The sequence below is a fragment of the Streptomyces sp. NPDC058671 genome (genome assembly GCF_042716475.1).
In the GTDB taxonomy this organism is placed as follows: Bacteria; Actinomycetota; Actinomycetes; order Streptomycetales; family Streptomycetaceae; genus Streptomyces.
In genome coordinates, this window is sequence record NZ_JBHXSA010000005.1 from 28,576 (window position 1) to 52,276 (window position 23,701).

At 72.9% G+C, this 23,701-nt stretch carries 24 protein-coding genes; 11 read left to right on the top strand and 13 right to left on the bottom strand.

The genetic code is table 11. The features are described from left to right. The 8 genes from fabG to ACFWV2_RS07970 are packed head-to-tail and all read right to left on the bottom strand — an operon-like array spanning window position 1 to window position 6,153. On the bottom strand, window positions 1-747 hold the full coding sequence (gene fabG / locus ACFWV2_RS07935; RefSeq protein WP_384403372.1) for a 3-oxoacyl-[acyl-carrier-protein] reductase: 747 nt from the start codon (window positions 745-747) through the stop codon (window positions 1-3). Further along, the gene (locus ACFWV2_RS07940) at window positions 744-1,253 is read right to left on the bottom strand and encodes a 3-hydroxyacyl-ACP dehydratase FabZ family protein (protein ID WP_384403375.1); all 510 of its coding nucleotides are present in this window, start codon (window positions 1,251-1,253) and stop codon (window positions 744-746) included. The genes fabG and ACFWV2_RS07940 overlap by 4 nt, the downstream gene beginning before the upstream one ends. Continuing rightward, window positions 1,250-1,648 (bottom strand): hypothetical protein, encoded by a 399-nt coding sequence (locus tag ACFWV2_RS07945; protein WP_384403378.1) that lies wholly within the window; start codon window positions 1,646-1,648, stop codon window positions 1,250-1,252. Before ACFWV2_RS07945 ends, ACFWV2_RS07940 begins: the two co-directional genes overlap by 4 nt. 10 nt (window positions 1,649-1,658) lie before the next feature. After that, window positions 1,659-2,783 (bottom strand): beta-ketoacyl synthase N-terminal-like domain-containing protein, encoded by a 1,125-nt coding sequence (locus ACFWV2_RS07950; protein WP_384403381.1) that lies wholly within the window; start codon window positions 2,781-2,783, stop codon window positions 1,659-1,661. Further along, entirely contained in the window at window positions 2,780-3,745 is a 966-nt protein-coding gene (locus ACFWV2_RS07955; protein ID WP_384403384.1) for a hypothetical protein, read from the bottom strand. The genes ACFWV2_RS07950 and ACFWV2_RS07955 overlap by 4 nt, the downstream gene beginning before the upstream one ends. Further along, the gene (locus tag ACFWV2_RS07960; RefSeq protein ID WP_384403387.1) at window positions 3,742-4,545 is read right to left on the bottom strand and encodes an alpha/beta fold hydrolase; all 804 of its coding nucleotides are present in this window, start codon (window positions 4,543-4,545) and stop codon (window positions 3,742-3,744) included. Before ACFWV2_RS07960 ends, ACFWV2_RS07955 begins: the two co-directional genes overlap by 4 nt. Then, window positions 4,542-5,849: a beta-ketoacyl-[acyl-carrier-protein] synthase family protein gene (locus ACFWV2_RS07965; protein ID WP_384403390.1), complete on the bottom strand. Its 1,308-nt coding sequence runs from the start codon at window positions 5,847-5,849 to the stop codon at window positions 4,542-4,544. Before ACFWV2_RS07965 ends, ACFWV2_RS07960 begins: the two co-directional genes overlap by 4 nt. A 43-nt stretch (window positions 5,850-5,892) precedes the next feature. Then, complete coding sequence (locus tag ACFWV2_RS07970) at window positions 5,893-6,153, bottom strand: acyl carrier protein (RefSeq protein WP_384403392.1); 261 nt, start codon at window positions 6,151-6,153, stop codon at window positions 5,893-5,895. Between the two features lie 215 nt (window positions 6,154-6,368). Between ACFWV2_RS07970 and ACFWV2_RS07975 the strand changes: the two genes are divergently transcribed. The 4 genes from ACFWV2_RS07975 (at window position 6,369) to ACFWV2_RS07990 (ending at window position 9,781) form a co-directional block, all read left to right on the top strand. Continuing rightward, window positions 6,369-7,076, top strand: coding sequence for a 4'-phosphopantetheinyl transferase family protein (locus ACFWV2_RS07975; RefSeq protein ID WP_384403395.1), 708 nt, complete (start codon window positions 6,369-6,371; stop codon window positions 7,074-7,076). Beyond that, a complete protein-coding gene (locus tag ACFWV2_RS07980) occupies window positions 7,073-7,312 on the top strand; it encodes a hypothetical protein (RefSeq protein WP_384403398.1) in 240 nt (79 codons plus the stop codon). Before ACFWV2_RS07975 ends, ACFWV2_RS07980 begins: the two co-directional genes overlap by 4 nt. 73 nt (window positions 7,313-7,385) lie before the next feature. Then, a complete protein-coding gene (locus tag ACFWV2_RS07985; protein ID WP_384403401.1) occupies window positions 7,386-8,177 on the top strand; it encodes an ABC transporter ATP-binding protein in 792 nt (263 codons plus the stop codon). Continuing rightward, on the top strand, window positions 8,177-9,781 hold the full coding sequence (locus ACFWV2_RS07990; RefSeq protein WP_384403404.1) for an FtsX-like permease family protein: 1,605 nt from the start codon (window positions 8,177-8,179) through the stop codon (window positions 9,779-9,781). Before ACFWV2_RS07985 ends, ACFWV2_RS07990 begins: the two co-directional genes overlap by 1 nt. Before the next feature lie 7 nt (window positions 9,782-9,788). Here ACFWV2_RS07990 and ACFWV2_RS07995 read toward each other — a convergent pair whose 3' ends face one another. Together ACFWV2_RS07995 and ACFWV2_RS08000 are read right to left on the bottom strand one after the other, a co-directional pair. Next, complete coding sequence (locus tag ACFWV2_RS07995) at window positions 9,789-10,757, bottom strand: LysR family transcriptional regulator (protein ID WP_384403407.1); 969 nt, start codon at window positions 10,755-10,757, stop codon at window positions 9,789-9,791. Window positions 10,758-10,906: 149 nt separating this feature from the next. After that, the gene (locus ACFWV2_RS08000; RefSeq protein ID WP_384403410.1) at window positions 10,907-11,650 is read right to left on the bottom strand and encodes a BTAD domain-containing putative transcriptional regulator; all 744 of its coding nucleotides are present in this window, start codon (window positions 11,648-11,650) and stop codon (window positions 10,907-10,909) included. A gap of 440 nt (window positions 11,651-12,090) precedes the next feature. On the opposite strand from ACFWV2_RS08000, the gene ACFWV2_RS08005 reads away from it, so the two are divergent. Genes ACFWV2_RS08005 through ACFWV2_RS08015 form a run of 3 tightly spaced genes read left to right on the top strand, consistent with a single transcriptional unit; the run spans window position 12,091 to window position 15,475 of the window. Then, on the top strand, window positions 12,091-13,641 hold the full coding sequence (locus ACFWV2_RS08005; RefSeq protein ID WP_384403413.1) for a tryptophan halogenase family protein: 1,551 nt from the start codon (window positions 12,091-12,093) through the stop codon (window positions 13,639-13,641). Window positions 13,642-13,670: 29 nt separating this feature from the next. After that, on the top strand, window positions 13,671-14,957 hold the full coding sequence (locus ACFWV2_RS08010) for a cation:proton antiporter (protein ID WP_384403416.1): 1,287 nt from the start codon (window positions 13,671-13,673) through the stop codon (window positions 14,955-14,957). After that, window positions 14,954-15,475 carry a flavin reductase family protein gene (locus tag ACFWV2_RS08015; RefSeq protein WP_384403419.1) on the top strand — a complete coding sequence of 174 codons (522 nt, stop codon included), beginning with the start codon at window positions 14,954-14,956 and terminating at the stop codon, window positions 15,473-15,475. The genes ACFWV2_RS08010 and ACFWV2_RS08015 overlap by 4 nt, the downstream gene beginning before the upstream one ends. A gap of 81 nt (window positions 15,476-15,556) precedes the next feature. On the opposite strand, the gene ACFWV2_RS08020 is transcribed toward ACFWV2_RS08015, so the two are convergent. Beyond that, entirely contained in the window at window positions 15,557-16,549 is a 993-nt protein-coding gene (locus ACFWV2_RS08020; RefSeq protein ID WP_384403422.1) for an ArsR/SmtB family transcription factor, read from the bottom strand. Window positions 16,550-16,665: 116 nt separating this feature from the next. Further along, window positions 16,666-17,001 (bottom strand): ArsR/SmtB family transcription factor, encoded by a 336-nt coding sequence (locus ACFWV2_RS08025; protein WP_384403425.1) that lies wholly within the window; start codon window positions 16,999-17,001, stop codon window positions 16,666-16,668. A gap of 370 nt (window positions 17,002-17,371) precedes the next feature. On the opposite strand from ACFWV2_RS08025, the gene ACFWV2_RS08030 reads away from it, so the two are divergent. From ACFWV2_RS08030 to ACFWV2_RS08045, 4 genes are all read left to right on the top strand, one after another. Next, on the top strand, window positions 17,372-17,566 hold the full coding sequence (locus ACFWV2_RS08030) for a hypothetical protein (protein WP_384403428.1): 195 nt from the start codon (window positions 17,372-17,374) through the stop codon (window positions 17,564-17,566). Between the two features lie 19 nt (window positions 17,567-17,585). Continuing rightward, complete coding sequence (locus ACFWV2_RS08035) at window positions 17,586-19,892, top strand: TOMM precursor leader peptide-binding protein (protein ID WP_384403430.1); 2,307 nt, start codon at window positions 17,586-17,588, stop codon at window positions 19,890-19,892. A 111-nt stretch (window positions 19,893-20,003) separates the two neighbouring features. After that, complete coding sequence (locus tag ACFWV2_RS08040) at window positions 20,004-21,245, top strand: sensor histidine kinase (protein ID WP_384403433.1); 1,242 nt, start codon at window positions 20,004-20,006, stop codon at window positions 21,243-21,245. Window positions 21,246-21,309: 64 nt separating this feature from the next. Continuing rightward, window positions 21,310-21,921 carry a response regulator transcription factor gene (locus ACFWV2_RS08045; RefSeq protein WP_360789333.1) on the top strand — a complete coding sequence of 204 codons (612 nt, stop codon included), beginning with the start codon at window positions 21,310-21,312 and terminating at the stop codon, window positions 21,919-21,921. Between the two features lie 21 nt (window positions 21,922-21,942). On the opposite strand, the gene ACFWV2_RS08050 is transcribed toward ACFWV2_RS08045, so the two are convergent. Beyond that, window positions 21,943-23,577, bottom strand: coding sequence for a CAP domain-containing protein (locus ACFWV2_RS08050; protein ID WP_384403438.1), 1,635 nt, complete (start codon window positions 23,575-23,577; stop codon window positions 21,943-21,945). Between the last annotated feature and the right edge of the window lie 124 nt (window positions 23,578-23,701).

Consider the following 23,701-nt stretch of genomic DNA (forward strand, 5'->3'; position numbering starts at 1 on the left):
TCAGATCACCAGGCCGCCGTCGACGCCGAAGACCTGCCCGGTGATGTACGAGGCACGGTCCGACGCCAGGAAGGACACCAGGTCGGCGACCTCCTCGGGACGGCCGAAGCGGCCGAGCGGGACACGGCTCGCCAGTTGCCGGCCCGCGTCCTCGCCGAGCGCCGAGGTCATGTCGGTCTCGATGAAGCCGGGGGCCACGCTGTTGACGCGGATGCCCCGGGGCGCCACCTCCTTGGCCAGGGCCTTGGAGAAGCCGATGATGCCGGCCTTGGACGCCGAGTAGTTGGTCTGGGTGGCGTTGCCGTACACCCCGGCCACCGAGGACATGGTGATGACGGACCCGGTCCGGCGCTTGAGCATGGCGAAGACGGCCGCGCGGCAGACGTGGTAGGTGCCGTCGAGGTTGACGCGCAGCACCTCCTGCCAGGACTGGCCGTTCATCATGATGAGGGGGTTGTCGCGGACGATGCCTGCCGAGGAGACGACGACGTGGACGGGGCCGAGCTCGCGCTCGGTCTCGCGGACGAAGTCCTCGGCCTCGAACTGCTCGGCCACGTCGACCTGCCGGACCAGCACGGTCGCGCCGGCGGCCTCGGCCTCCTTGGCGACGGCCCGCGCCTCCTCCTCGCGCGAGCGGTAGCAGAAGGCGACGTCGTATCCGTCGGCTGCGAGGCGCTGGACGACGCTGCGGCCGATGCCCCGGGAGCCTCCCGTGACCAGGGCGACGCGGTTGTCTGCGGACATCATGACCTCTCGTCGGTTGTCTTCGCGGTGGTTCCGGCCGCCGGGTCGAGGACCGCGGCCGGCCGCAGGGCGAGCGTCAGCTGCCCCACTTCCAGGACCGTCCTGTCCCCCACGACGGTGGTTCCGGTGGTGAGGACGGTGTCGCCGAGGTCCCGTACGACGCGGACCTCGTGGACGAGGAGCGCCCCGGGTGCCACGGGGGCCAGGGCGCGCACGTCGCGCACCCCGGCGAGGAGGGCGACGTTCCCCCTCAGGACGTCCGGGTTGGGCCGCTCCCAGCAGGCGAGGAGCACGGCGGCCTGGGCCCAGGACTCGAGCAGCAGCCCGAGCGCGAGGGACGGGTCGCCGTCGCGCCCGGGGTGGGCGGGTCCGGGGTGGAAGCCGGGCCCGGCGGCGGCGGTCCGGTGGGCGACGAGACGCCGGCCGGGTTCCACGGTCACCACCCGGTCCACCAGCAGCGCCGGGGGGCGGTGCGGGATGACCGAGGTGATGGGTGGGGTCGTCGTCACGGAGTCTCCCGTGGGTAGTGGAGGGTGATCTCGGCGGCGGGCCGGTCGTCGGCGCTGACGGCGGCGACGGCGCGGACCCCGTCGGCGGTCCGCTCGATCCGGGCTTCGACGACCATCTCCTCGCCGGGCCGTACCGGGCTGAGGAACCGCGCCTTGCGCACGACGACCGGGTGGTCGCGCGGCGCCCCGGCGGAGGCGGCCAGCTCGTACACGTACTGGACGAGGCTGAAGCCCGGCACCAGCGGGAAGCCGGGGTAGTGGCCCGCGAGGAACGGGTCCTCGGCGGGCACGGCGAACGAGCTCCGTACGGTCTCCTCGGCCGGCCCGGTCCGCCCGGGACCGTCGGCCGCCCGGGGGCGGTCCTCCACCAGGCCGAGGGTCTCTTCGAGCGTCATGGTCGTCTCCTCATCCGCTCAGCAGCGCGCAGCCGACCGTGCCGTCCCGGTCGATGCCGGTGACGAGCGCGAGCTGTCCGGCGGGCAGCCCGCCCCCGGCGGCGAGGGCGAGGACGGCCGCGGTCTGGAAGCCGGTCGCGGCGGCGGAGGTGTCGCCGAGCAGCGGCCGACAGTGGATCCACTCGGGCTCCTGCCCGGCCGGCAGGGCCTTCCGTACGGCGTCCTCCTCGCCCTCGGTGCCGAGCGGCACGACGAAGCGGACGTGCCCCGGGTCGGCGCCGGCCTCATCGAGCAGGGCGCGTACGCAACGGGTCAGGGCGTCGCCGCCCTCGTCGGGCCGGTGGTAGGCGCGGAACCGGGTGCCCCGCAGCCGGGCCAGCGGGGTGCGGCCCGCGTCCCGCGCGGCGTCGGCGGATTCGAGGAGCCAGGCCGCGCCGCCCTCACCGAGCGGGGTGCGCGTGCCGCTGTCGGCGGCGTGCCACTCCAGCCAGGCCCGCTGCTCCGAGTACTCCTCGGCGACCCCGCACAGGACCCGCTCGCAGTGTCCGCCCCGGTACAGCCGGCCGGCGTAGCCGAGGACGAGCAGCCCGGTCAGCCAGCCGCCCGCGACGGTGGTGTTGGGGCCCTTGATGCCGTGCCAGATGGCGCTCTGGCCGGCCGCCCTGTTCATCACCGTGTTGGGGAAGCGGGCCGGGTCGACGAGATAGGGCCGGTCCCCCGTGAGGGAGTCACGGGTGAAGTCCATGATGCTCTGGACGCTGCCGGAGCCGGTGCCGAGGACGAGGGCGACGCTCTCCGGACGCTCGACGAGGGCGGGTCCGCACGCGTCGAGGAGGCTCCCGAAGGTGGAGACGGCGAGGGCGGTGACCCGGTCCATGGTGCGGGTCCCCTTCTTGCCGAGGGCGCCCGCCGCGGTGAAGTCCGGGACGAGCGCGCCCCGCCGGTAGGGCCCGGGGAAGGCCTCGGGGTCCAGGTCGGCGAGCGCGCTCGCCGCCGTCCGTATCCCCTCGGCGTACGCGGCCGCCTCCATGCCGTAGGGGGAGACCGACGACCAGGCGGTGAAGACGAGTTCGTCCGCGGGCGCGGTCCGGTCGGTGGGCCCGGCGCGCCTGTCCGCGACACCCGCCGCGGTCATGCCGTCCCCCGGCCGACCGCCTTGCCCGCCTTGCCGTTGAGCGCGTTGATCAGGCGGTCGTCGAAGTCGACGAGGCTCCAGTCGGCGCGGTTCTCGATGACGGCCCAGCCGTGGGTGATGCGGCCGGTGGTGGTGGGGACGAGCACGCCGTCGCGGAGGACGTAGGTGTCCATGCGGGCGGTGTACGTGTAGCGCTTGAAGACGTTCTCGACGGTGAAGACGGTGTAGAGCGTCTCCTCCATGCGGGCCTCGTCGAGGACGGTGATCCGCGAGTGCGGGACGACGGGGATCCAGTCCTGCTCGTCGAGCAGCGTCTTGATGGAGACCCCGCGGTCCTCCAGGAAGAGGTCGACGACCTCCTCCATCTGCCGCAGGTACCCGGACATCTGCACGCGCTCGGTGAAGTGGCAGTAGAAGTACGGCATCCGCCAGGCCCAGCCGAAGGCGTTGCGGCCCGCGGTCAGCTGCTCCAGCGGGTCCGTGCCCGGCTGCAAGGGGATCGGCTCCGCGCCGGCGCCGAGCCGGTCGACGACGTGTCCGGCGAGCTCGGCCGGCGCCTCCTCGGCCTCGTGGCCCCGCGGGTCGAAGCGCAGCTGCACGGCGACCTTGGAGACGACGGCCTTCACCGCCTCGCCGTCGCGCTCGGTCGTCATCTCGACGACGAGACGCAGCCCGTCACCCTTGTCGGGGGCGGGGCGCACGACGGCGGTGGCGACGCTGTCGATGTGGAAGGCGGTGAGGATCTTGGTGTCGAGGTCGGTGATGTCGACACCCAGGCCGTACCGCTCGTACAGCTGCCCGGCGGGGAAGCCGCGCTGCCGCAGGTGGTCGTAGACGGCCTCCTCGACCATGTAGTTGACGTGCTTGAAGCCGATCCAGGTGCAGATGTTGGACCCCTCGTAGCGGGGCCTGATCTCCAGGCGGGTGCTGCCGTCCGTGGTGGCGGCCGTGCTGCTGCTCATGTCATCTCCAGTCGGGGAACGGCGGCTGCGGCGGCGTGCCGCGCCGGACGGGGTCCTACGGCGAGGAAGTCGTGCACCAGGCGGGTGACGCGGTCCGGGTCCTCCACCATGGGGAAGTGCCGGCAGCCGTCGAGGAGTTCGAAACGGGCGTCGGGCACGGCCGCGGCGAGGGCGCGTCCGTCCTCCGCCCGCGCCGCGATGTCCTTCTCGCCGGACAGCACGAGCAGGGGGGAGCGGACGGCGGCGAGGTCGAGGAAGGGGGTGCGCAGATACGACTCGAAGAACCGCATCCAGCCGTACGGGCCGATCTGGTCGCGCAGCCGCAGGGCCATCCAGTCCCGGTGCGGCTTGGCGAACCGCTGGGTCTCGCCGACCTCCAGCGCCTCCTCGAAGACGCGGTGGAAGTCGTTGAGGTAGTACGAGATCACCGACCAGTCGAAGTCCCGTGGACTGGACCGGTAGAAGGGACTGATCAGGACGGTGGGCCGGGGTGCGACGAGACCCGCGGCCCCGGCCTCGGTCAGCAGGTTGGCCGCGTACGAGTGGGCCACGACCGCGTCGTAGGGCTCCTGGAGCAGGTCGACGAGGCACTGGGCGGGCCGGGGCAGGGAGCCCCAGCCCTCGCTGTGGGCCATGGCCCGCCAGGGCAGTTCCGCGTCCCACAGCTCCAGGCGTCCGTCGGCGCGGGCCGCGAACGGGTCCCAGACCGAGGGCCGGCCGCCGAGACCGTGCAGGAGCAGTACCCGCAGCGGGTCGCCGTGCGTGGCGGGCCGGCGCAGGCGGGGGGTCACGGCTGTCATGCGGCCGATTCCGGCTCGTACGGCCCGGTGGGGTCCGCCGGGGACCGGCCGGCCGCGCCCGGGGCGGGCCGGTCGGCGCCGTCCGGCTCGTACCGGGCGAGGATCACCACCGCGTTGTTGCCGGCGAAGGCGAGTGCGTTGTTCTGCACGACGCGCACGTCGGCGGGGCGTGCCTCGTTGGGCACCGGGTCCAGGCCGCACTCGGGGTCCGTCCGCCGGTGGTTGATGGTCGGCGGGATGAACCCCTCGGTGATGGCGAGGGCGCAGGCGGCCGAGGCGAGGGCGCTGGCGGCCCCCATGGTGTGGCCGAGCATGGCCTTGATGGACACCGTGGGCGGGGGGTCGGCGAACACCTGGCGGATGGCTCCCGCCTCGGTGACGTCGTTGGCCTTCGTCCCGGTGCCGTGCGCCGAGATGAAGTCGATGTCCTCGGGCTTGACCCCGGCGTTGCGGTGGGCCAGCTCGATACAGGCGGCGAGGCTGTCCCGGTCGGGGGCGACCGGGTGGTGGGCGTCGCAGTTCAGACCGTAGCCGAGGATCTCGGCGTAGATCCGGGCACCGCGGGCGAGGGCCGATTCCAGGCTCTCCAGGAACAGGATGCCGGCCCCCTCCCCGGTGAGGATGCCCTGCCGGTCGGCGTCGAACGGGCGGCACACGTCCGGCGCGATGGTGCCGAGCCGGTAGAAGCCCGTGAAGGTCTTGCGGCACACGGCGTCGGCACCGCCCGACAGGGCGACGTCGACCTCGCCCGACCGGATCGCGTCGAAGCCGGAACCGATGGCGTAGTTGCCGGCGGCGCAGGCGGTGGGGATGGTGACCGCCTCCACGTCACGCAGCTCCAGCTCGCGGACGATGCTGCTGGACAGCATCCCCGCGGTGGACCGGCGTGCCACGACCGGGTCCAGGTGCTCGGGTCCCGAGGCGAGCTGGCTCTCCATCAGGCCGTCGAGGTCGTGCGACTCCCCGTCGGTGGTGCCGACGGAGACGAGCACCCGGCGGGCGCGCAGCTCGTCGAGGCCCATTCCGGCGTCGGACACGGCCATCCTGGCCGCGGCCACGGAGAACTGGCCGGCCCGGCCGAGCTCTCCGGGATCGACGCGCTCGATCCACCGGGAAGGGTCGAAGCCCTCGATCTCACAGCCGTTGGCGTACGCGTATCCGGTCGTGTCGAAGGCCGTGATCGGCTTGACCCCGCTGCGTCCGGTGCGCAGCCCGGTCAGGAACTCGGTGGCCGAGGTGCCGATGCTGGTCACCGTCCCCAGGCCGGTGACGACGACCCGGTGCGGCCGGCGCTGACTGCTCATCGCTGTCCCCTCTGTCGGCTCTGTCGGGATCCGTACGGGGCGGCTACGCGGTCAGGTTTTCCTGGACGACGGCGACCACGCCGTCGAGGTTCACCATCCGGGTGAGCTCGGTCTGGTCGATCTCGATGTGGAAGGTGCGCTCCAGGGAGGAGAGGATCTCGATCGCGCCGAGCGAGTCGGCGTTGTGGTCCTCCTTGAAGAGGCTCGTGTCCGTGACCTCCGCCGGCTCGATCTCGAGGATCTCGCAGACGATCTCCTTGATCTGGGCACGCTGTTCGGTGGTGATCGCGACCGTGCTGGTCATTTTCGCCTCCAGGTGTTGACGCGGCTGATGGTGAGGAGTTTTCTCGGGGGCGCTGACACGGAACTGACGAGCAACTGACTTCGCTCGGGCGGGTGTTCCGGAAGGGCCGTGGGCTGCGTTGTTCGGCCTCGGCTGAAACACCTGGCCGTGGGCGGCCGTTCGCGTCAAGGTGATCGATCGACACCTCCGCGTCCGCCCGCCCCGCTGGAGAAGGCTTGAACCCCCGCCCCCGCACTCGCCCCGGCCTCCTGCCCCGCCGGATCACCGTCGTCGTCACCCCCACACCGGGTCTGGACGCGGCGGCCTCGCGTGCCGCGCTGCTGGCCGCCGCGACCCGCGTCCACGGGGTGGCGCCGGACTCGCTGCGGCTGCGGCACGATCACCTCGGCCGCCCGCTGCTCTCCGGCCTGGGCGACGGACTGTGGGTGAGCCTCAGCCACGGTCGGGGGCTCGCCGCGCTCGCCCTGTCCGGCGTCGGACCCGTCGGCGTCGACGTCGAGGTCCCCCGCCGGGTGGCCGCCGAGCAGCTCGCCGCCCGGTGGTTCCCCGCCGAGGAGGCCGCCTGGGTACGCGACCGCCCGGAGGCGGAACGGGACCTGGCGTTCTTCTGGCTGTGGACGCACAAGGAGGCGATGGGCAAGGCGTACGGCACGGGCCTGGACTCGGGCGGGCTCGAACGGCCCGGCCCGCTCCCGCACCGATGGCCGCCGGCCCCGGGCCACCGGCTGAGCCCGGTGCCGGGACCGGATGCCTCGTCGTACTCCTGGCACTCCGTCACGGCGCCGCTCGCCGGGCCGCGCGGTGTGCTCGCCGTGGCGGCGCTCGGGCCGCGCGCGCGGGGTGCGGTCGTGGACGTACGGCTGTGCCCGGCGCCGCTCCGGCGCGCGGAGCACCCCACGAGTCGAAGGGAAGCGACGACATGAGCGGCGGGCTCATCGCCATCCTCATCACGTTCATCGTGGTGCTCGGTCTCAGTACGAGCACGGTCGCCTACTTCGTCCTCCAGAGACATCGCGCGGACGGGATCGCGATGGCCCAGTACCGGCTGCTCGCCGAGGAGGCCGTGGCCCGGCAGGAGTCACTGCACCGGACGCTCAGAGAGATCACCGACCGGCTGTGCGCCGTCGAGTTCATGCTGCGCAGCGTCGACGAGGGATGACTCCACGCCCGGGACACGCACGCACCCTCCGCACCAGCACCAGCACCAGCACCAGCACCAAGGAGACCCATTCATGAACACGACGCCGCCGCGCGGTGCCGACGAGGTCGTCGTACTCAGCAGGGTGCGCCGGGCGTACGGCGCCGAACGCACCGGCGTGGTCGCGCTCGACGACGTGTCGATCGGCTTCCGGCGCGGCACCTTCACCGCCGTGATGGGGCCCTCCGGTTCGGGCAAGACCACCCTGCTCCAGTGCGCGGCGGGCCTCGACCGCCCGACGTCCGGGTCGGTCGTGCTGGACGGCGTCGAGCTGACCGGCATGAGCGAGCGGAAGCTGACCAAGCTCCGCCGCGAGCGCATCGGCTTCGTCTTCCAGTCGTACAACCTGCTGCCCGCGCTGACCGTCGAGGACAACGTCACCCTCCCGTTGCGGCTGGCGAGCCGCCGGCCCGAGCCGGGCAGTGTGGCGCGGGTACTCGATCAGGTGGGGCTCGGCGACCGGGGCCGGCACCGGCCGGACGAGCTGTCCGGCGGTCAGCGGCAGCGGGTCGCCATCGCCCGCGCGCTGATCACGGAACCGGCCGTCATCTTCGGCGACGAGCCCACCGGCGCCCTCGACACCCACACCGCCCTCGAAGTGCTGGGGCTGCTGCGCTCCGCCGTGCGCGACGGGGGGCGGACGGCCATCGTCGTGACGCACGACCCGGTCGCCGCCTCGCACGCCGACCGGGTCGTCTTCCTGGCCGACGGCCGGATCGTGGACGAGCTGTACGGCGCCTCCGTCGACACGATCGCCGAGCGCATGATCCATCTGGGCGCGTGGGGCGAGCGCCCCGGCGTCCCCGCCCCCGGAGGATCGCTCTGATGTTCGGTCTGGCCCTGCGTACCCTGCGCTTCCGCAAGAGCGGCTTCGTCGCCTCCTTCCTCGCGCTGTTCCTCGGAGCCGTGATCGTCGCCGCGTGCGGCGGTCTGATGGAGACCGGCATCCGGGCCTCGGCCCCGCTCCGGAAGGCGGACTCCGGTCACGCCGTCGTCCTGTTCTCGCCGGTCGAGCAGGAGGCGACCCGGCTGGTGTCGCTCTCCGCCGTGTTCGGCGGGATCGCCGTCATGGTCGTGGTGTTCGTCGTCGGTTCCACCCTCGCCGTGCTCGTCCAGCAGCGCATGCGGGAGATGGCCCTGCTGCGGGCGGTCGGTTCGCTGCCCGGCCAGATCCGTCTCCTGGTGGTGTCCGAGACGCTGGTGGTCGGAGCCCTCGCGACCGTGCTCGCCCTCGCGCCCGGTCACGCGGCGGGACGGCTGATGCTGGAGCGGTTCGCCGAGGGCGGGCTGGTCTCCGCCGAGATCCCCTACCGCGCCGGCTGGATCCCTCTGGCCATCGCCGCCGGGGCGGCGCTGCTCGCGGCCGTGGCCGCCGCCTGGATCGCCTCCCGCCGCGCCGCGCTGATCCGGCCCGCCGCCGCCCTCGCGGAGGCGGGACTCCAACGCCGCTGGATGAGCACCCCACGGCTTGTGTTCGCGCTGCTCTGCCTCGCCGGCGGCACCGCCCTGGCCCTGGTCACCGCGCTGGTGATGCCGGGGGCGGTGGCGGCGAGCACGGCGGGTCCGACGGCGATGCTCTGGGCGTCCGGCACGGCGCTGGTGGCCCCGGGGCTCACCCGGGCGCTGATCGCGGTGCTGGGGCCGCCGCTGCGGGTTCTGCCCGGTCCGGTCTGCCGTCTCGCCTCCGACAACGTCCGCGCCCGGGCGGTCAGGACGGCCGGTGCGGTCACTCCGGTGATGCTGGCCACGGGGCTCGCCACGGGACTGCTCTACCTCCAGACGACGCAGGACGCGTCGGCCCGGGACGCCGCCCTGGCCGCCCGCGGGTCCGTGACGGTCGCGAGCGCGCCGGCCGCCGTCTCCCCCGCCGGCGCGGACGCGAACGCGACCGTCGCCGTCGCCGCCACCCCGGACCGTACGAACGCGACCGTCGCCGTCGCCGTATCCCCGGACCGTACGGATGCGGGCGCGGCCGTCGTCCTGGGCGCACGACCCGCCGCGGCCACCGCCCCGCAGGCCGCCTCCGGGGGTGCGTCGGCCGATGCGTGGATCAACTTCCTGCTGGCCGGCACCATCATCGGCTACGCGATGATCTCCCTGGTCAACACCCTGGTGGTGGCCGCCTCCGAGCGGCGCGAGGAGTTCGCGCTGCAACGGCTCGTGGGGGCCACCACGGGTCAGGTGATGCGGATGATGACGGTCGAGGCGCTCCTCGTGGCCGTGATGGGCACCGTTCTCGGCTCCCTGGTGGCCGCGGCGACCCTGGTCCCGTTCCGGCTCGCCCTCGACGGCTCGTGGCTGCCCGGCGGCCCGTGGTGGATCTACCTCGCGATCGTCGGCTCCGTCACCGCGCTGACCGTGGCGGCCACCCTGGTGCCGGTCCGGCTCGCCCTGCGCGTCCCGCCCGCGGGGGCGCCGGCCGCGCCGTGACCCGTGCTCAGGAGACGGCCGGGCCGAAGGGGCTCAGCTCGGCGAAGTCCCCCGGGTGGTCGGTGATCCACGGCCAGTACCGGGGGATGGTCCGCGCGTAGTCGCGGTAGTAGCGGCGGACCGTCTCCAGGAGGCAGCGCCGCATGGACTCGGCGAGCGCGTCGTCCCGCCACACGAGCAGCAGTTCGGTGCGCTCGGTGTCCCTGATCGGGACCAGGGTCACCTCCCTGGTCGCGCCCGTGGGGGTGGTCAGCGCCGCCGCGTCGGCGTCACGCACCCAGTTCATCGCCTCGTGGTGGCCGTCGACGTGGTGCAGCACCTCGGGGTCGTCGCCCGCGACCCGGGCGAACAGCTGCTTCTCGATGGGGTGGAACCAGTGGTCGCGGGCGTACCGGACCCAGCGCAGGCCGGCCAGGTCCCGGACGTCGACGACGCTCCGGCCGGCCAGCGCGTGCCGCGGGGGCACCGCGAGCCAGACCGGTTCCCTTACGACGACCGTGCCGGACAGCGGGAGTTCGAGCTGCCCCGCCGCGGCGTTTCCCGGCGTGCCGGTCACGAGCGCCGCGTCGAGGGCGCCGCCGCGCACCGCCGCCACGGCGGCGGAGGGGGAGAGCGTCTCGGTGCGCACCTCGGCGACGGGCAGTGCCTCCTGGAGCACCGCGCGCAGGGACGGGGGCGTCCATTCCGTGTTGCCGAACCGGAAGACGTCCGAGGTGTACGCGGTGGCCTCGGCGATCACGAGGTCGGCCTGCCGGGTCAGGTCGGCCAGCATGGGGATGAGCCGCTCGCCGAGCGGGGTGGGACTGACGCCGGTACGGGTCCTGACGAACAGTTCGCCGCCGACGGCCTTCTCGATGCGGCGCAGCTGCGCGGTGAGACTGGACTGCGGGAGACTCAGCTCGACCGCGGCCTTCGAGATGCTTCCCGCGCGGTCGATGGCCGTCACGACTCTGGCGTGGCGTAACTCGACGTTCACCTGTCCCCCGTGTGTGGCCGGCCCCTGCGGACGTTCCCCCCGGTGGGCGATCCCGGGGAGATCGCCACGCTAACAGGGGGGACTGACACCGTCCATGTCGGCGGCGCGGGGCCGTGGGGCGCCCCCTGAGGGGCGACGGGGCAGGGGGGTCAGGCGAGTGCGGGGGCCGAGCCGGCCAGGACGCGGCGCGGCTCGCCGAGCGTCTCGTCCTGCCGGAGTATCGCCTCGTAGGCGTGGTGGAGGGCACGGCCCGGTTCGAGGCCGAGGTCGCCGGCGAGGCGGCGGCGTGCCCCGTGGAAGACCTCCAGGGCCTCGGCCTGGCGGCCGTCCCGGTAGAGGGCCAGCATCAGGAGTTCGCTCAGCCGCTCCCGGCCCGAGTGCTCGACGGCGAGCTGGCGCAGTTCGGAGACGGGCACCCGGGCCGCGTCGACGGAGAGTCGGGCCGCGGTGAGGTCCTCGTAGGCCGTGATGCGGCGTTCCTCCAGATGGGCCGCCTGGATCCGGCAGCGCATGCCCTCGCAGGTGTCGAGGAGGGCGGAGCCGCGCCACAGGGCGAGGGCGGCCTCCAGGGTGTCGATGGCACGGGCGGGGTCCGCCGCGGCCAGGTCGGCCCCGGCGCCGGCGAGTCCGAGGAAGCGCTGGGCGTCCACGGAGTCGGCCGGGATGTCGAGCAGGTAGCCGTTGCCGGCGGTCCGCAGGAGTTCGGCTCCGTCCCGGTCCGTCACCACCTGGAGCAGTTTGCGGAGTCTGCGGACGTTGGCCTGGAGCGCGTTGCGGGCGTTGGCCATGGGCTGGTCGGCCCAGAGCTCGTCCACCAACTGGTCCGCGGTGATCGGCACTCCGGGGGACAGCGCGAGCATCGTGAGGACGACGCTCGCCCGCTGCGAGGTCATCGTGTAGCGCTTCCCTCCATGGATGAGGAAAAGCGGGCCGAGAACATTGATTTCCACCGTCAGAACCCCCATGTCGACACGCGGACATGGCACATCATGCGCGAGGTCGACCGGTGCCGGGAAATACCACCTGGAACGCCGGGACATCACTCACCAGTATGACCGGAGACCCGTCGTCACCTGCGGGTTTCACCTGAAAGAAAAAACCTACAGGTGTTTCTCCGGACCTTCTCCTGCCCCGGTCCGAAGTGTTCCCCGCAGTGTGCGGAAATTCCCTGACACCATACTGACAGCTCGTCAATTGCGTGACCTGTACGGCCGGCCCGGCGGGTCTCAACTGCGATATTCGGCGGGCACTGAAAGACCTCGTACTCGTTTCCTTCCCGGCCTAGAGTCATTCTTCGGTGGCGCCCTCCCAAACTTCCACCGAAGGAGTCGTCGTGCTCAACCGAGTTGTGATCGTGGGCGGCGGAACAGCCGGCTGGATGACCGCCTCGTACTTCAAGGCCGCGTTCGGGGACCGAATCGACATCACCCTCGTCGAATCGGGCACCGTCGGAGCGGTCGGTGTCGGCGAGGCCACGTTCAGCGACATCCGTCACTTCTTCGAGTTCCTCGGACTCAAGGAGAAGGACTGGATGCCTGCCTGCAACGCCACGTACAAGCTGGCCGTGCGCTTCGAGAACTGGCGCGAGCCGGGACACTACTTCTACCACCCGTTCGAGCAGATGCGGTCCGTCAACGGCTTCCCGCTGACCGACTGGTGGCTCAAGAACGGGCCGACCGACCGCTTCGACAAGGACTGCTTCGTCATGGCGTCGGTCATCGACGCCGGACTGAGCCCCCGGCACCAGGACGGCACCCTCATCGACCAGCCCTTCGTCGAGGGCGGGAGCGAGATGCAGGGCCTGACGATGTCGGAGCACCAGGGCAAGACGCAGTTCCCCTACGCCTACCAGTTCGAGGCCGCGCTCCTGGCCAAGTACCTCACCCGCTACTCCGTGGAGCGGGGTGTGCGGCACATCGTCGACGACGTGACCAAGGTGGAGCTCGACGAGCGGGGCTGGATCTCCTCCGTACGGACCGCCGAGCACGGCGACGTCACCGGTGACATGTACATCGACTGCACCGGCTTCCGCGGCGTGCTGCTCAACCAGGCCCTGGAGGAGCCGTTCATCTCCTTCCAGGACACGCTGCCCAACGACAGCGCCGTGGCGCTCCAGGTGCCCATGGACATGGAGCGGCGCGGTATCCGCCCGTGCACGACCGCGACGGCCCAGGACGCCGGGTGGATCTGGACCATTCCGCTGACCGGCCGCGTCGGCACCGGGTACGTGTACGCCAAGGACTACCTGTCCCCCGAGGACGCCGAGCGCACCCTGCGGGAGTTCGTGGGGCCGGCCGCGGCGGACGTCGAGGCGAACCACATCCGCATGCGGATCGGCCGCAGCAGGAACTCGTGGGTGAAGAACTGCGTGGCCATCGGCCTGTCCAGCGGGTTCGTGGAGCCGCTGGAGTCGACCGGCATCTTCTTCATCCACCACGCCATCGAGCAGCTCGCCAAGAACTTCCCGGGCGAGGACTGGAACCCGGCCCACCGCGACCTCTACAACAACGCCGTCTCCCATGTCATGGACGGTGTAAGGGAGTTCCTGGTGCTGCACTACGTGGCGGCCAAGCGCACGGACACCCCGTACTGGCGCGACGCCAAGACCCGCGCCATACCGGACTCGCTGGCCGAGCGGATCGAGAGGTGGAAGGTCCAGCTGCCCGACAGCGAGTCGATATACCCGCACTACCACGGCCTGCCGGCGTACTCGTACATGTGCATCCTGCTGGGCATGGGCGGTATCGACCTCGCGCCCTCCCCGGCGCTCGCCCTGTCCGACGACACCGCGGCGCGCCGGGAGTTCGAGCTGATCAGGGAGAAGACCGAGCGTCTGGTCGAGGTGCTGCCGAAGGCGTACGACTACTTCACCCGGCTGGGCTGACGGCGGCGGGCGGGGAAGGACTCTCCGTGATGGACGTCCTCAACCTGTGGCCACGGCTCCCGCACGCCGTCGCGGTCCTGGGCGTGGTGGCGGTGATCGCCTACGCGGGCAGACGGGCCGCGCGGCTCGTGCGCCAGCCGGTGGTGGTCGGAGAGGTGACCCTCGGTCTCCTCGCCGGTCCCGCCGTGCTCGCCCTGGCGGGCAGGCCGGCCTTCGAGGTCATGCTGCCCGACCCCGTCCTGCACCTCGTCGGCTTCGTCGCCGAGGCGGGCCTGGTGTTCTACCTGGTCGGTCTGGCCCATGAACTGCGGGCCGGGCCGTCCGGGCCGGACCGCCGGGGCGCGACGGCACTGACGCTGGGCGCCCTGCTCGCGCCGCTGTTCACCGGTCTGCTGCTCGTCGGCTGGGTCCAGCTCACCGACGACGCGGCGGCCCGTGGGAACGCGCCGCTGCCGGCATTCGCCCTGATGGTCTCGGTGGCGATGTCCGTCACGGCGGTTCCCGTGCTCGCCAGGATCCTCGCGGAGCGCGGGATGTCCCACTCGACGGCGGGCCGGGTGGCGATGACCTCCGCGATCGTCATCGACGCCGTCGCCTGGATCCTGTTCACCGCCTCCGTCACCCTCGCCTCCGGTGACACCGCGGGGCTGCTCCGCTGCCTCGGGGCGGTCGCCCTGGGGCTCGGGTGCGCCGCCGCGCTGGGGTGGCTCCTGCGCACGGGGGCGGCGCGCCGGGGGGCCGCGCGCTTCCCCCTCGTCGCCGCGGTCCTCCTCGGCGGCGCCGCCCTCACGGTGGCGCTCACCATGAAGGACCTCGGCATGACCGCCATCCTCGGGGCCGCCATGGTCGGTTTCGCCGTCCCCGGGGGCGGCTCCGAACCCTGGACGCGGGTGGTGACGGCCGTGTCGGAGGCGGGGCGGGCGCTCGTCCCCACGTTCTTCGTGGTGTCGGGGATCGCCCTGCTCGACGACGTCTCCCCGGCCGCGTCCTGGACGCTGATCGCCTGGACCGTCGCCCTCGGCTGTCTCGGCAAGGGCGTCGGCTCCTACGTCGGGGCCCGCCTCGACGGCCGGCCGCCGCGCCTGGCGGGACGGATCGCCGTCCTGATGAACACCCGTGGTCTGACCGAACTCGTCGTCGTCCAGGCCGCCTACGCGGCGGGCATCCTGTCCGCCGCCATGATGCTGGCCCTGACGGTGATGGCCCTGGTGACCACGGCCATGACGGGCCCGCTGCTGGACCTCCTCGACCGCGGGGAGCGCGCGTCACGTGCCGAGCCGGTTCCCCTCACGACGACAGAAAGCAGCAGACGATGACCGATCCCGCCGTCCGGACCCCGCCCGCCCCGCAGGCCACCGCCGGCGGGTTCCGCGCGATGATGAGCGGCTTTCCCACCGGCGTGTGCATCGTCACCTGCGCGGATCCCGACGGCACCCCGCGTGGGATGACCTGCTCCTCCCTGTGCAGCGTCTCCGTGGAGCCGCCGACCCTGCTGGTGTGCCTGCGGGCCGGCAGCCCCACGCTGCGGGCGGTCCTCGACACCGGCGGGTTCACCGTGAACCTGCTGCACGACGGGGCGCGGGAGGCCGCCGAGCTGTTCGCCTCCGGGGACCCGGAGCGCTTCGGGCTCATCCCCTGGGAGCGGTCCCCGGAGGCGGCGGGGCCGCATCTGGTCCGGGACGCCCACACGATCGCGGACTGCGAGGTGACGTCGACCCAGCGGACCGGCGACCACGTCACGGTGTTCGGTGAGGCCCGCGCCATCCGCCGGGAGCAGGACCGCCCGCCGCTCCTCTACGGACTGCGGCAGTTCCGCTCCTGGTCCGCCTCCTGACCCGCGCGCTCGTACGGGGACCCGCCCGGCCTCGTGGCCGGGCGGGTCCCCGTACGAGGCGGCGCGGGGCGGTCCGCCGGCTCAGACGGCGGGCAGCACGGCGGCGCGGGCCGGCGGCTCGCGCCGGAGGCCTCGCGGGCCGGAGACCGGGCGGGCCGGGCGGCCGTCGAGCAGGGCGAGACCGAGCGGGGACACGGAGTGCAGCATCGAGTTGCGGACCCTGCGGCTGGTGATGAGGCCGGTACGCCGCAGCACGGCGGCGTGCTGGCTGGCTCCGGCCCGTGAGATGCCGAGCCGGTCGGCCAGTTCGGAGGTGGTGCACGCGGCGCGCAGCACCCGGAGGGCCGCCGCCCGGGTCTGGCCGACCAGCGCGCCGAGCGCCTCGGTGGTCTCGTCGGGTTCCGCCCACAGCACCGCGGCCTCGTGGGGGCGCGGTGGGGCGGAGACCACGAGGGTCGGCCGGCCGCTGCCGTCCTGGGGCCAGATGAGCTGTCCGGGGCGGTGGTTGAGGAAGACGGACGGGGCGAGCACCAGGCCCCGGCCGCCGAGCACGATGTCGCCCTCGGGGCCGCCGGGGATCTCGAGGACGGGTGAGGTCCAGGTGATCCGGGGGTGGGCCGTGGAGAGCAGCTGTTCCACTCCCCCGGCCATCACGGCCCGGCCGCGTGCCTCGCAGTCCGTCTCCAGGTACTCCAGGACCTTGTCCCAGTAGGGGGCGACGGCCGCGCGCCAGACGTCCGACAGCTCGGGCCCGTGCGCCGGCCCGGTGGGGCCGGGGCCGGCGGGTGCCGCCCGGCCGTGGGGTGTCGCCTGGCCGTGGGGTGTCGTGCGGGCGGCCTCCGTACCGCCGTACTCCAGTGCGCGGCGGACCAGTTCGTCGGCCTCGGCGCCGGGCCCCTGCCCGGGGCGCGGCGGCGGCAGGCGTTTGCCCACCTGTCTGCGCCATCCCGCGTACGGGGCGCCGACCCCGCGGCCGAGGAGGACCGCGGCGAACGCCGTCTCGACGAGCGGTCCCGCGCTGGTTCTCAGCCGGGTACGTGCCAGGTCAGCACCGGAGAAGTGGATACGTTGCACGGTGAGGGCCCCCGGTTCTCCGCGGCGTGAAGGTGGACGGGCACGTCCGTCCGCCAAGGACGGCTGCGGCGCGCGGGGCGACGCGTCGGTTCATGCTCGGCGCGGCCGCTGACGCGTCACTGACCGCCCTCTGACGCGAGGGCGTACTCGCCCCTGAGCGAGGCGTCGCTCTGCACGGCGGCGAGGACCCCGGCCACGTTCAGCCGGACGTCGAACGGGACGAGCTCGAAATAGCGCAGCGCCTTGCCGTCCTCGGAGAGTTCGAGGGTGCCGACCACGATGCCGGCCTTTTCCAGCCGCTCCAGGTGCATGTAGAGCAGGGGCCGTGAAATCACCAGGCACCGGGCGAGTTCGCTCACGTACCGGCGGTCCTTGGCCAGCTCGGCGACGATCCGGAGGCGCTGCGGGTGTCCGACGGCAGAGAGAACAACGAGGAGTTCCTCACCGGTCATGACCCATCTCCCACCGTTGGGAACGTTCCTGGCGAGTCCTTCCCGCCCCGGCCACTGTAAGCGATTCCCACGTCAGGAGGTATCTCTGAATCTCACGGCTCAGGGATGAAGGATTCATACGGGGAGCGTGGGTGAATTCACGTGGTCAAGCCATCGATCGGCCATCCGGAAGGAGCGGAGAGCAATACGGAATTCGGCAGTCCATTCGGAATGTCCATTTCCGATTGTATGGCGCGTGTGAACCGCGGACCCTCCCCGTCTCCATGAGAAGTTCACACCCGCACAGTGATTCCCACACTGTTCCGTTCCGGCCCGCCCGGTGCAGAATTACCCCGGAAATCGGCTGACAAAGACTTGGAGAGTGGAAGACATGACGATCGCCGTTGCCACACCCAGCCGCTTCGGCGAGACGACCACCGCAGGCGCACCCCGGCCCGCCGTGCGCCGACTCGTGATCGAGGACCTCGACGCCATGCCCGACCACCAGGGTGCCGCACTGCTGAGCATCTGCATCGTCGCGGCTCCCGCCGCCGACGCCACCACCGCTCCCGTACCGGCCGCCTAGGCACCGAGGACGGGGCGGCATGGTCGACGAGGAAGGCGGCGGGGCCCCCGCCGCCACGGCTCGGCTCGGTTTCCGGAGTCATCTGCGGGCCACCGTCGTTCCCGGCGAGGCCGTGTACCTCGTCTCGCACCGCGGGGTCACCGCGCTCCACGGTGACCCCGCTGAGGTGTTGGCACCTCTGCTCGACGGGAGCCGCAGCCCGGCCGACGTCCTGCGGGAGGCCACGTCCTCGCTCACGGCGGACGAGGCGCTGCACGCGCTGCGGGCCCTGGAGGCCTCCGGTCTGCTGACGCTGCGGCCCGCGCCCGCCGGTCCCCCGGCCGTCCCCCACCGGCCGGATCCCGCCGCCGAGGCGTACTGGGACCTGGCCGGCCTCGACGGCGCCCGGGTCCGCGCCGCCCTGACCCGGAGTGCCGTGCACGTCGTCGGGGTCGGCGACGTCGACCCCGACGAGCCGCGCGACGCCTGCCGCGCCTCCGGGCTCGGCCTCGCGCGCTCCGCCGAGGACGCCGACCTCACCCTCGTCGTCTGCGACGACTACCTGTCCCCGCGGCTGCACGAGATCGACGCCGCCCACCGTGCGGCCCGCCGGCCCTGGCTGCTGGCCGGCGTGGGCTCCACCGCCAGTTGGGTCGGTCCGCTGATCCGACCGTACGAAGGGCCCTGCTGGCACTGTCTCGCCCACCGGCTGCGGGGGCACCGCCGCTCCGAGGAGCCGCTGCGGCGCGCCCTCGGTCTGACCGGCCCGCCGCCCCGTCCGCACGCGACCCTTCCGGCGGGCCGGGCCCTCACCGTCCACCTCGCGGTGGTGGAGGCCGCGAAGTGGCTCGCGGGCCTGCGCCACGGGGCCCAGGACTCCGTGTACGTCCACGACACACTCGGACCACGCGCCTCCGCCCACCCCGTCGTCCGGCTGCCGCAGTGCGTGGCGTGCGGCGATCCCGGGCTCGTGGCCGCGCGGGTGTGCCGTCCGTTCGTCCCCCGGCCCCGCCCCAAGACGGCGCAGGACCTCAACGGGCACCGGGCGCTCACCGCCGAACGGATGCTGGAGCGGTACGGGCCCCTGGTCGACCCCGTCACCGGGATCGTCAAGGAGATCCGCAGCGCCCCCGGCAGCCCCGACTTCGTGCACGCCTACCTGGCCGGGCAGAACCTGGCCATGCGCAGCCCGACCCTCACCGGGCTGCGCGCCGGACTGCGCGCCCTCAGCGGCGGCAAGGGGCTCACCGAGACGGAGGCCCGGGTCAGCGCGCTGGGCGAGGCGGTGGAGCGCTACAGCGGCACCCGGCAGGGCGACGAACCGGTGGTGCGCGACTCCTACCGCGGGCTCGGGCCCGCCGCCGTCCACCCCCACAGCAGCCAGCTCTACCACGAGCGCCAACTGCGCGACCGCGGCGGCTGGAACGCCCGCGGCTCCCGGCTCCAGTACGTCCCGCCGCCCTTCGACGAGACCCTGCCCACCGACTGGACGCCCGTGTGGTCGCTGACCGAGGGGACCCAGCGGCTGCTGCCCACGTCGATGCTCTACTTCAGCGAGGAACCGTCACCGGACGGTCTGTTCGCCGACTCCAACGGCAACGCCGCGGGCAGCAGCCCCGAGGACGCCCTCGTCCAGGGCTTCCTGGAGCTGGTCGAACGCGACGCGGTGGCCCTCTGGTGGTACAACCGCACCCGGCAGCCGGCGCTCGACCTCGACGCGTTCGCGGAACCGTACCTCGGCCGGATCATCGACGGCTACGGCTCCCTCGCCCGGGAGGTGTGGGCCCTCGACCTCACATCGGACTTCGGCATCCCGGTGGTGGTGGCCCTGTCCCGGCGTACGGACAAGCCGGGTGAGGACGTCCTCTTCGGCTTCGGCGCCCACTTCGACCCCCGGGTCGCCCTGCGCCGGGCACTCACCGAGATGGGCCAACTGCTGCCCCTGGTGGCCGGGGTGACGCCGGAGGGCACGGGATACCGGATCGACGACCCCGACGCGCTCGACTGGTGGCGGCACGCCACCAGGGCCGGACGGCCGTACCTGGCGCCCGACCCCGGCCTGCCGCCGCGCGGCCCGGACGCCTGGACCTACCGGCCCACCACCGACCTCCACGAGGACGTCACGACGATCACGGAGACCGTACGGGAGCGGGGCATGGACCTGCTCGTCCTCGACCAGACCCGGCCCGATCTGGAGCTCCCCGTGGTGAAGGTCATCGTCCCCGGGATGCGGCACTTCTGGGCCAGGTTCGCCCCCGGCCGGCTCTACGACACCCCCGTCGCCCTCGGCAGGCTCACCACCCCTACTCCTTATGAGGAGTTGAACCCCGTCCCGCTGTTCGTCTAGCCCCTCGTAGTCGCTCCGGTGTTCGCGTTCACCACATACACTCGGCTCCGCATGCCCGCACCACGGGAGCATCAGAGGACACGGACAGGGCAACAACGGGCGGACGAACGAATGCCACGTCACGACGAGCACGACGCACACCAGGACGCGTTACCGGCGGCGGGCGGCGCCACGGCGTCACCGCCCGACGTCCAGGACCTGCCCGCCCCCCGGCTGGCCCGCACCGTCCTCACGGTCGCCCTGCTCGGCTATCTGAGTGTGACGGCCCTCAATCTCGCCGGCGAACAGCTCCACCTTCCCCAGCTGATCACCTCCGTCGTCTGCCTCGTCCTCATCTTCTGCCTCCAGCTGGGTCATTCACGCCCGGGAGCGCGCCGGGCCCCGGTCCGGCAGCGGGCGACGACCCTGTCGGCACAGGCGCTGCTGACCTACCTGCCGATCGCGGTGTTCCACTCCCAGTGGGGAGCCATGGCGGGCTTCCTCGCCGGCTCCCTGCTGCTGCTCCTGCCGAGCAGGTGGGGCTGGCCCGCGTACGGCCTCGTGGGACTCACCATGCTCGTCCCGCCGACCCTGGACGGGCTCTCCCTCCAGGAGACCGTCTACCTCTGCCTCTCCACGCTCCTGACCGGGCTCGTCGTCTTCGGTCTGTCCCGCATGACCGAACTCGTCCTGGCCCTGCACGAGACACGGGGCCAGCTCGCGGGCATGGCCGTCACCAAGGAACGGCTGCGGTTCGCCCGCGATCTGCACGACCTCCTCGGTTACAGCCTCTCCGCGATCACGCTGAAGAGCGAGCTCATCCACCGTCTGATCCCCACCCATCCGGAACGCGCGATGGACGAGGTGAGCGAGGTCCTCACCATCTCGCGGCAGTCCCTCGCCGACGTCCGGTCCGTCTCCAGCGGGCTGCGCCGCATGTCCCTGGAACAGGAGTTGGGGGCGGCAAGGTCCCTGCTCCAAGCCGCGGACGTCGACGTACGCACCGACATCCGGCTGAGCGGGCTCGACCCGCAGGTGGACTCCGTGCTCGCCGCCGTGCTCCGCGAAGCAGTAACGAATCTGCTGCGTCACTCCCGCGTCGGCACCTGCACCCTCGAAGCCGTCGCGGAGGACGGCTGGGTCCGGCTCACCGTGGTGAACGACGGCGTGGACCCCGACTACCGGGACGAGTCGCCGGACAGCGGCAGCGGCCTCGGCAACCTCAGGGCACGGCTCCGGTCGGCCTCCGGCAAGCTCACCGTCTCCCGGCGCGCGGGAACCTTCCGTCTGACGGCCGAGGCTCCGGCCCATCCCCTCCCCCGCCTCGCCACCCCCGACGACGGCCCGCGTCCCCTCGGGGACCCGGCCCTCTGAGGCGTCCCCCACCCTTTCCCGCGAGCCGCCGACGGCCGAGACCCGGCCGGAAAGGACATTCATCATGCCGATCCGCATCCTGCTGGCCGAGGACATGAACATGGTGCGCGGAGCGCTCGTGGCCCTGCTGAACCTGGAGGACGACCTCGAAGTCGTCTGCGAACTCGAACGCGGCGACCACATCCTGCCGTCCGCCCTCGAACACCGCCCGGACGTCGCCATCATCGACATCGACCTGCCCGGCACCGACGGACTCACCGCGGCCGCCGGTCTGCGCGAACAGCTCCCGGAGTGCCGGACCCTCATCCTCACCAGCCTGGGCCGTCCCGGAGCGCTCCGCCGCGCCCTCGCCGCCCAGGTCGCCGGTTTCCTGCTCAAGGACGCCCCGCCGCACGAACTGGCCGAGGCGGTACGGAGCGTGGCGGCCGGCCGCCGGGTGATCAACTCCCAGCTGGCGCTCTCCGCCTGGAGCAGTTCGCAGAGTCCGCTGACCAGCCGGGAGACGGAGGTGCTGCGTCTGGCCGCCGAGGGCCTCGAACCCGTCGAGATCGCGGACGGGCTCGGGCTCTCCCTCGGCACGGTCCGCAACTACCTGACCTCCGTGGTGACCAAGCTGAACGCGCGCAACCGCGTGGACGCCATCAAGATCGCGCAGGACGCCGACTGGCTGCTCTGACCGGCGCTCCGGTGGACGGGGTCAGCGGGCGCCGAAGACCTGCGTCCAGTACGGGCCGCCGTCGGTGTGGATGCCGACGCCGATCTCCTTGAAGTCGCAGTTGAGGATGTTCGCGCGGTGACCGGGGCTGTTCATCCACGCCTCCATGACCTGCTCCGGGGTGCTCTGCCCCTTAGCGATGTTCTCGCCGTACGTCGACCACGGGTAGCCCGCGGCCGTGACGCGCTCCCCCGGGCCGTCGCCGTCGGGGTCGGTGTGGTCGAAGAAGTCCCGGGCGGCCATGTCGTCGGAGTGGCCCTGGGCCGCCCGCGTCAGGGTGGCGTTGTGGCTGAGGGGCCCGCAACCCGCCTTGGCCCGCTCGGTGTTGACCAGTGCGATCACCTGGTCCGCCGCCGAGGACCGGCCCGTGTCCTGCTGCGGGCCGCCGCCCGGACCGGCGTCCGTACCGCCGGTGGGGGCCGCGGAGCTCGGCGGCGCGGAGGCCGTGGCGTCGGAACCCGCGGCCGGGGTGGTGCGCCGCGGTGCGGGCGTCGTCGTGGCGGGACGGGGCTTCGCGGCGGGCGTGGACGTGACCCGCTGGGGAGCGCGCGGCGACGGGGAGGCCGACGCGGGGGCGGATTTCGGGGCGGGAGCCGAGACCGGGGCGGAGGGGGATCCGTACGGGGTTCCGGAGGCGGTGGACGGGGAGGCCGTCAGCGTGCCCGGTTCGTTCGCCAGGGGAAGGTCGAGGCCCGGCGCGGCGGCCCGGTTCACCTCCAGGAGTTCCCCCCCGTTGCGCCCGGCGTGCAGCGCGAAGGCCCCTCCCGTCACCGCGACGACGGCGAACCCGGCCGCGACGACGGCGCGGCGGCGGCTGCGCTCGTCGGCCTGGCGGCGCCGTCGACGGGCCGCGCGGGTGCTGCGGCGGCCGGCCGTCGCCGGGGCGGTGGCGGTGTCGCGTTCCAGGAAGGCGGAGGAGCCGACGAGATCGGGGAGGACGGCGAAGGGCTCCGTGGGGGCCGGGGGCGCCCCGGCGGGCACGGCCGCGTCGGCTCCGGTGAGGCAGGGGGCGCAGTGGGCGACGTGCCGGGCCAGCTCGTCCCGCCACGGGCCGCTCGGGTGGCCGTCCCAGGTGGCGGCCCGCTGGTGGAGGCCGTGGCAGCGGGGCGGGCGGGCGAGGGCCTCGGTGACGGACCGGGCGGCGTCCAGACGTACGCGTACCGACTCCATCCGTATCGCGGTGTCGTCCAGGGACCAGTTCAGCGCGGCCGCCGTCTCGTAGCGGCTCATGTGTCCCTCCTCCTCCAACGATCCCAGGGCCGCCATCACGGCGTCCTCGAGGTCCAGCCAGCTGAGGGCCACGGCGGCGTCGGAGCCGGGGGCGGCGGGCGCGTGGAAGAGGGTGCTCTGCAGGGCGATCGCGACGAGCCAGGGGCGGAACGACTCCGGGGAGGGGTGGGCGCCCGGCGCGAACCTGGCGCGGCTGGCCGTGTCCCGTACGACGGCGTGCACGGCCGCGTCGGCACCCGGCCGGCCGGCGAGAGCGCGCGCCGCGAGGGCGTGGACGAGCGGCTGATGGGCGTCGAGGAGGTGCTCGCGCGCCCGGGACGGGTCGTACTGCGCCGCCCGTATCGGCTCCGCATCCGTCAGCTGCTCAAAACTCGTGGTTCGCCGCACGCCGTCCGTCCTTCGCTTGCTCTTGTGGAGTTCCCTGCGCAGGGGAGAGCCTGCGCCAGGGGCGGCGATAACGGAAAGGGGCGGACGGCGGCAGTGAGGTGGGTCACAGGAGCGGTACCCGGTG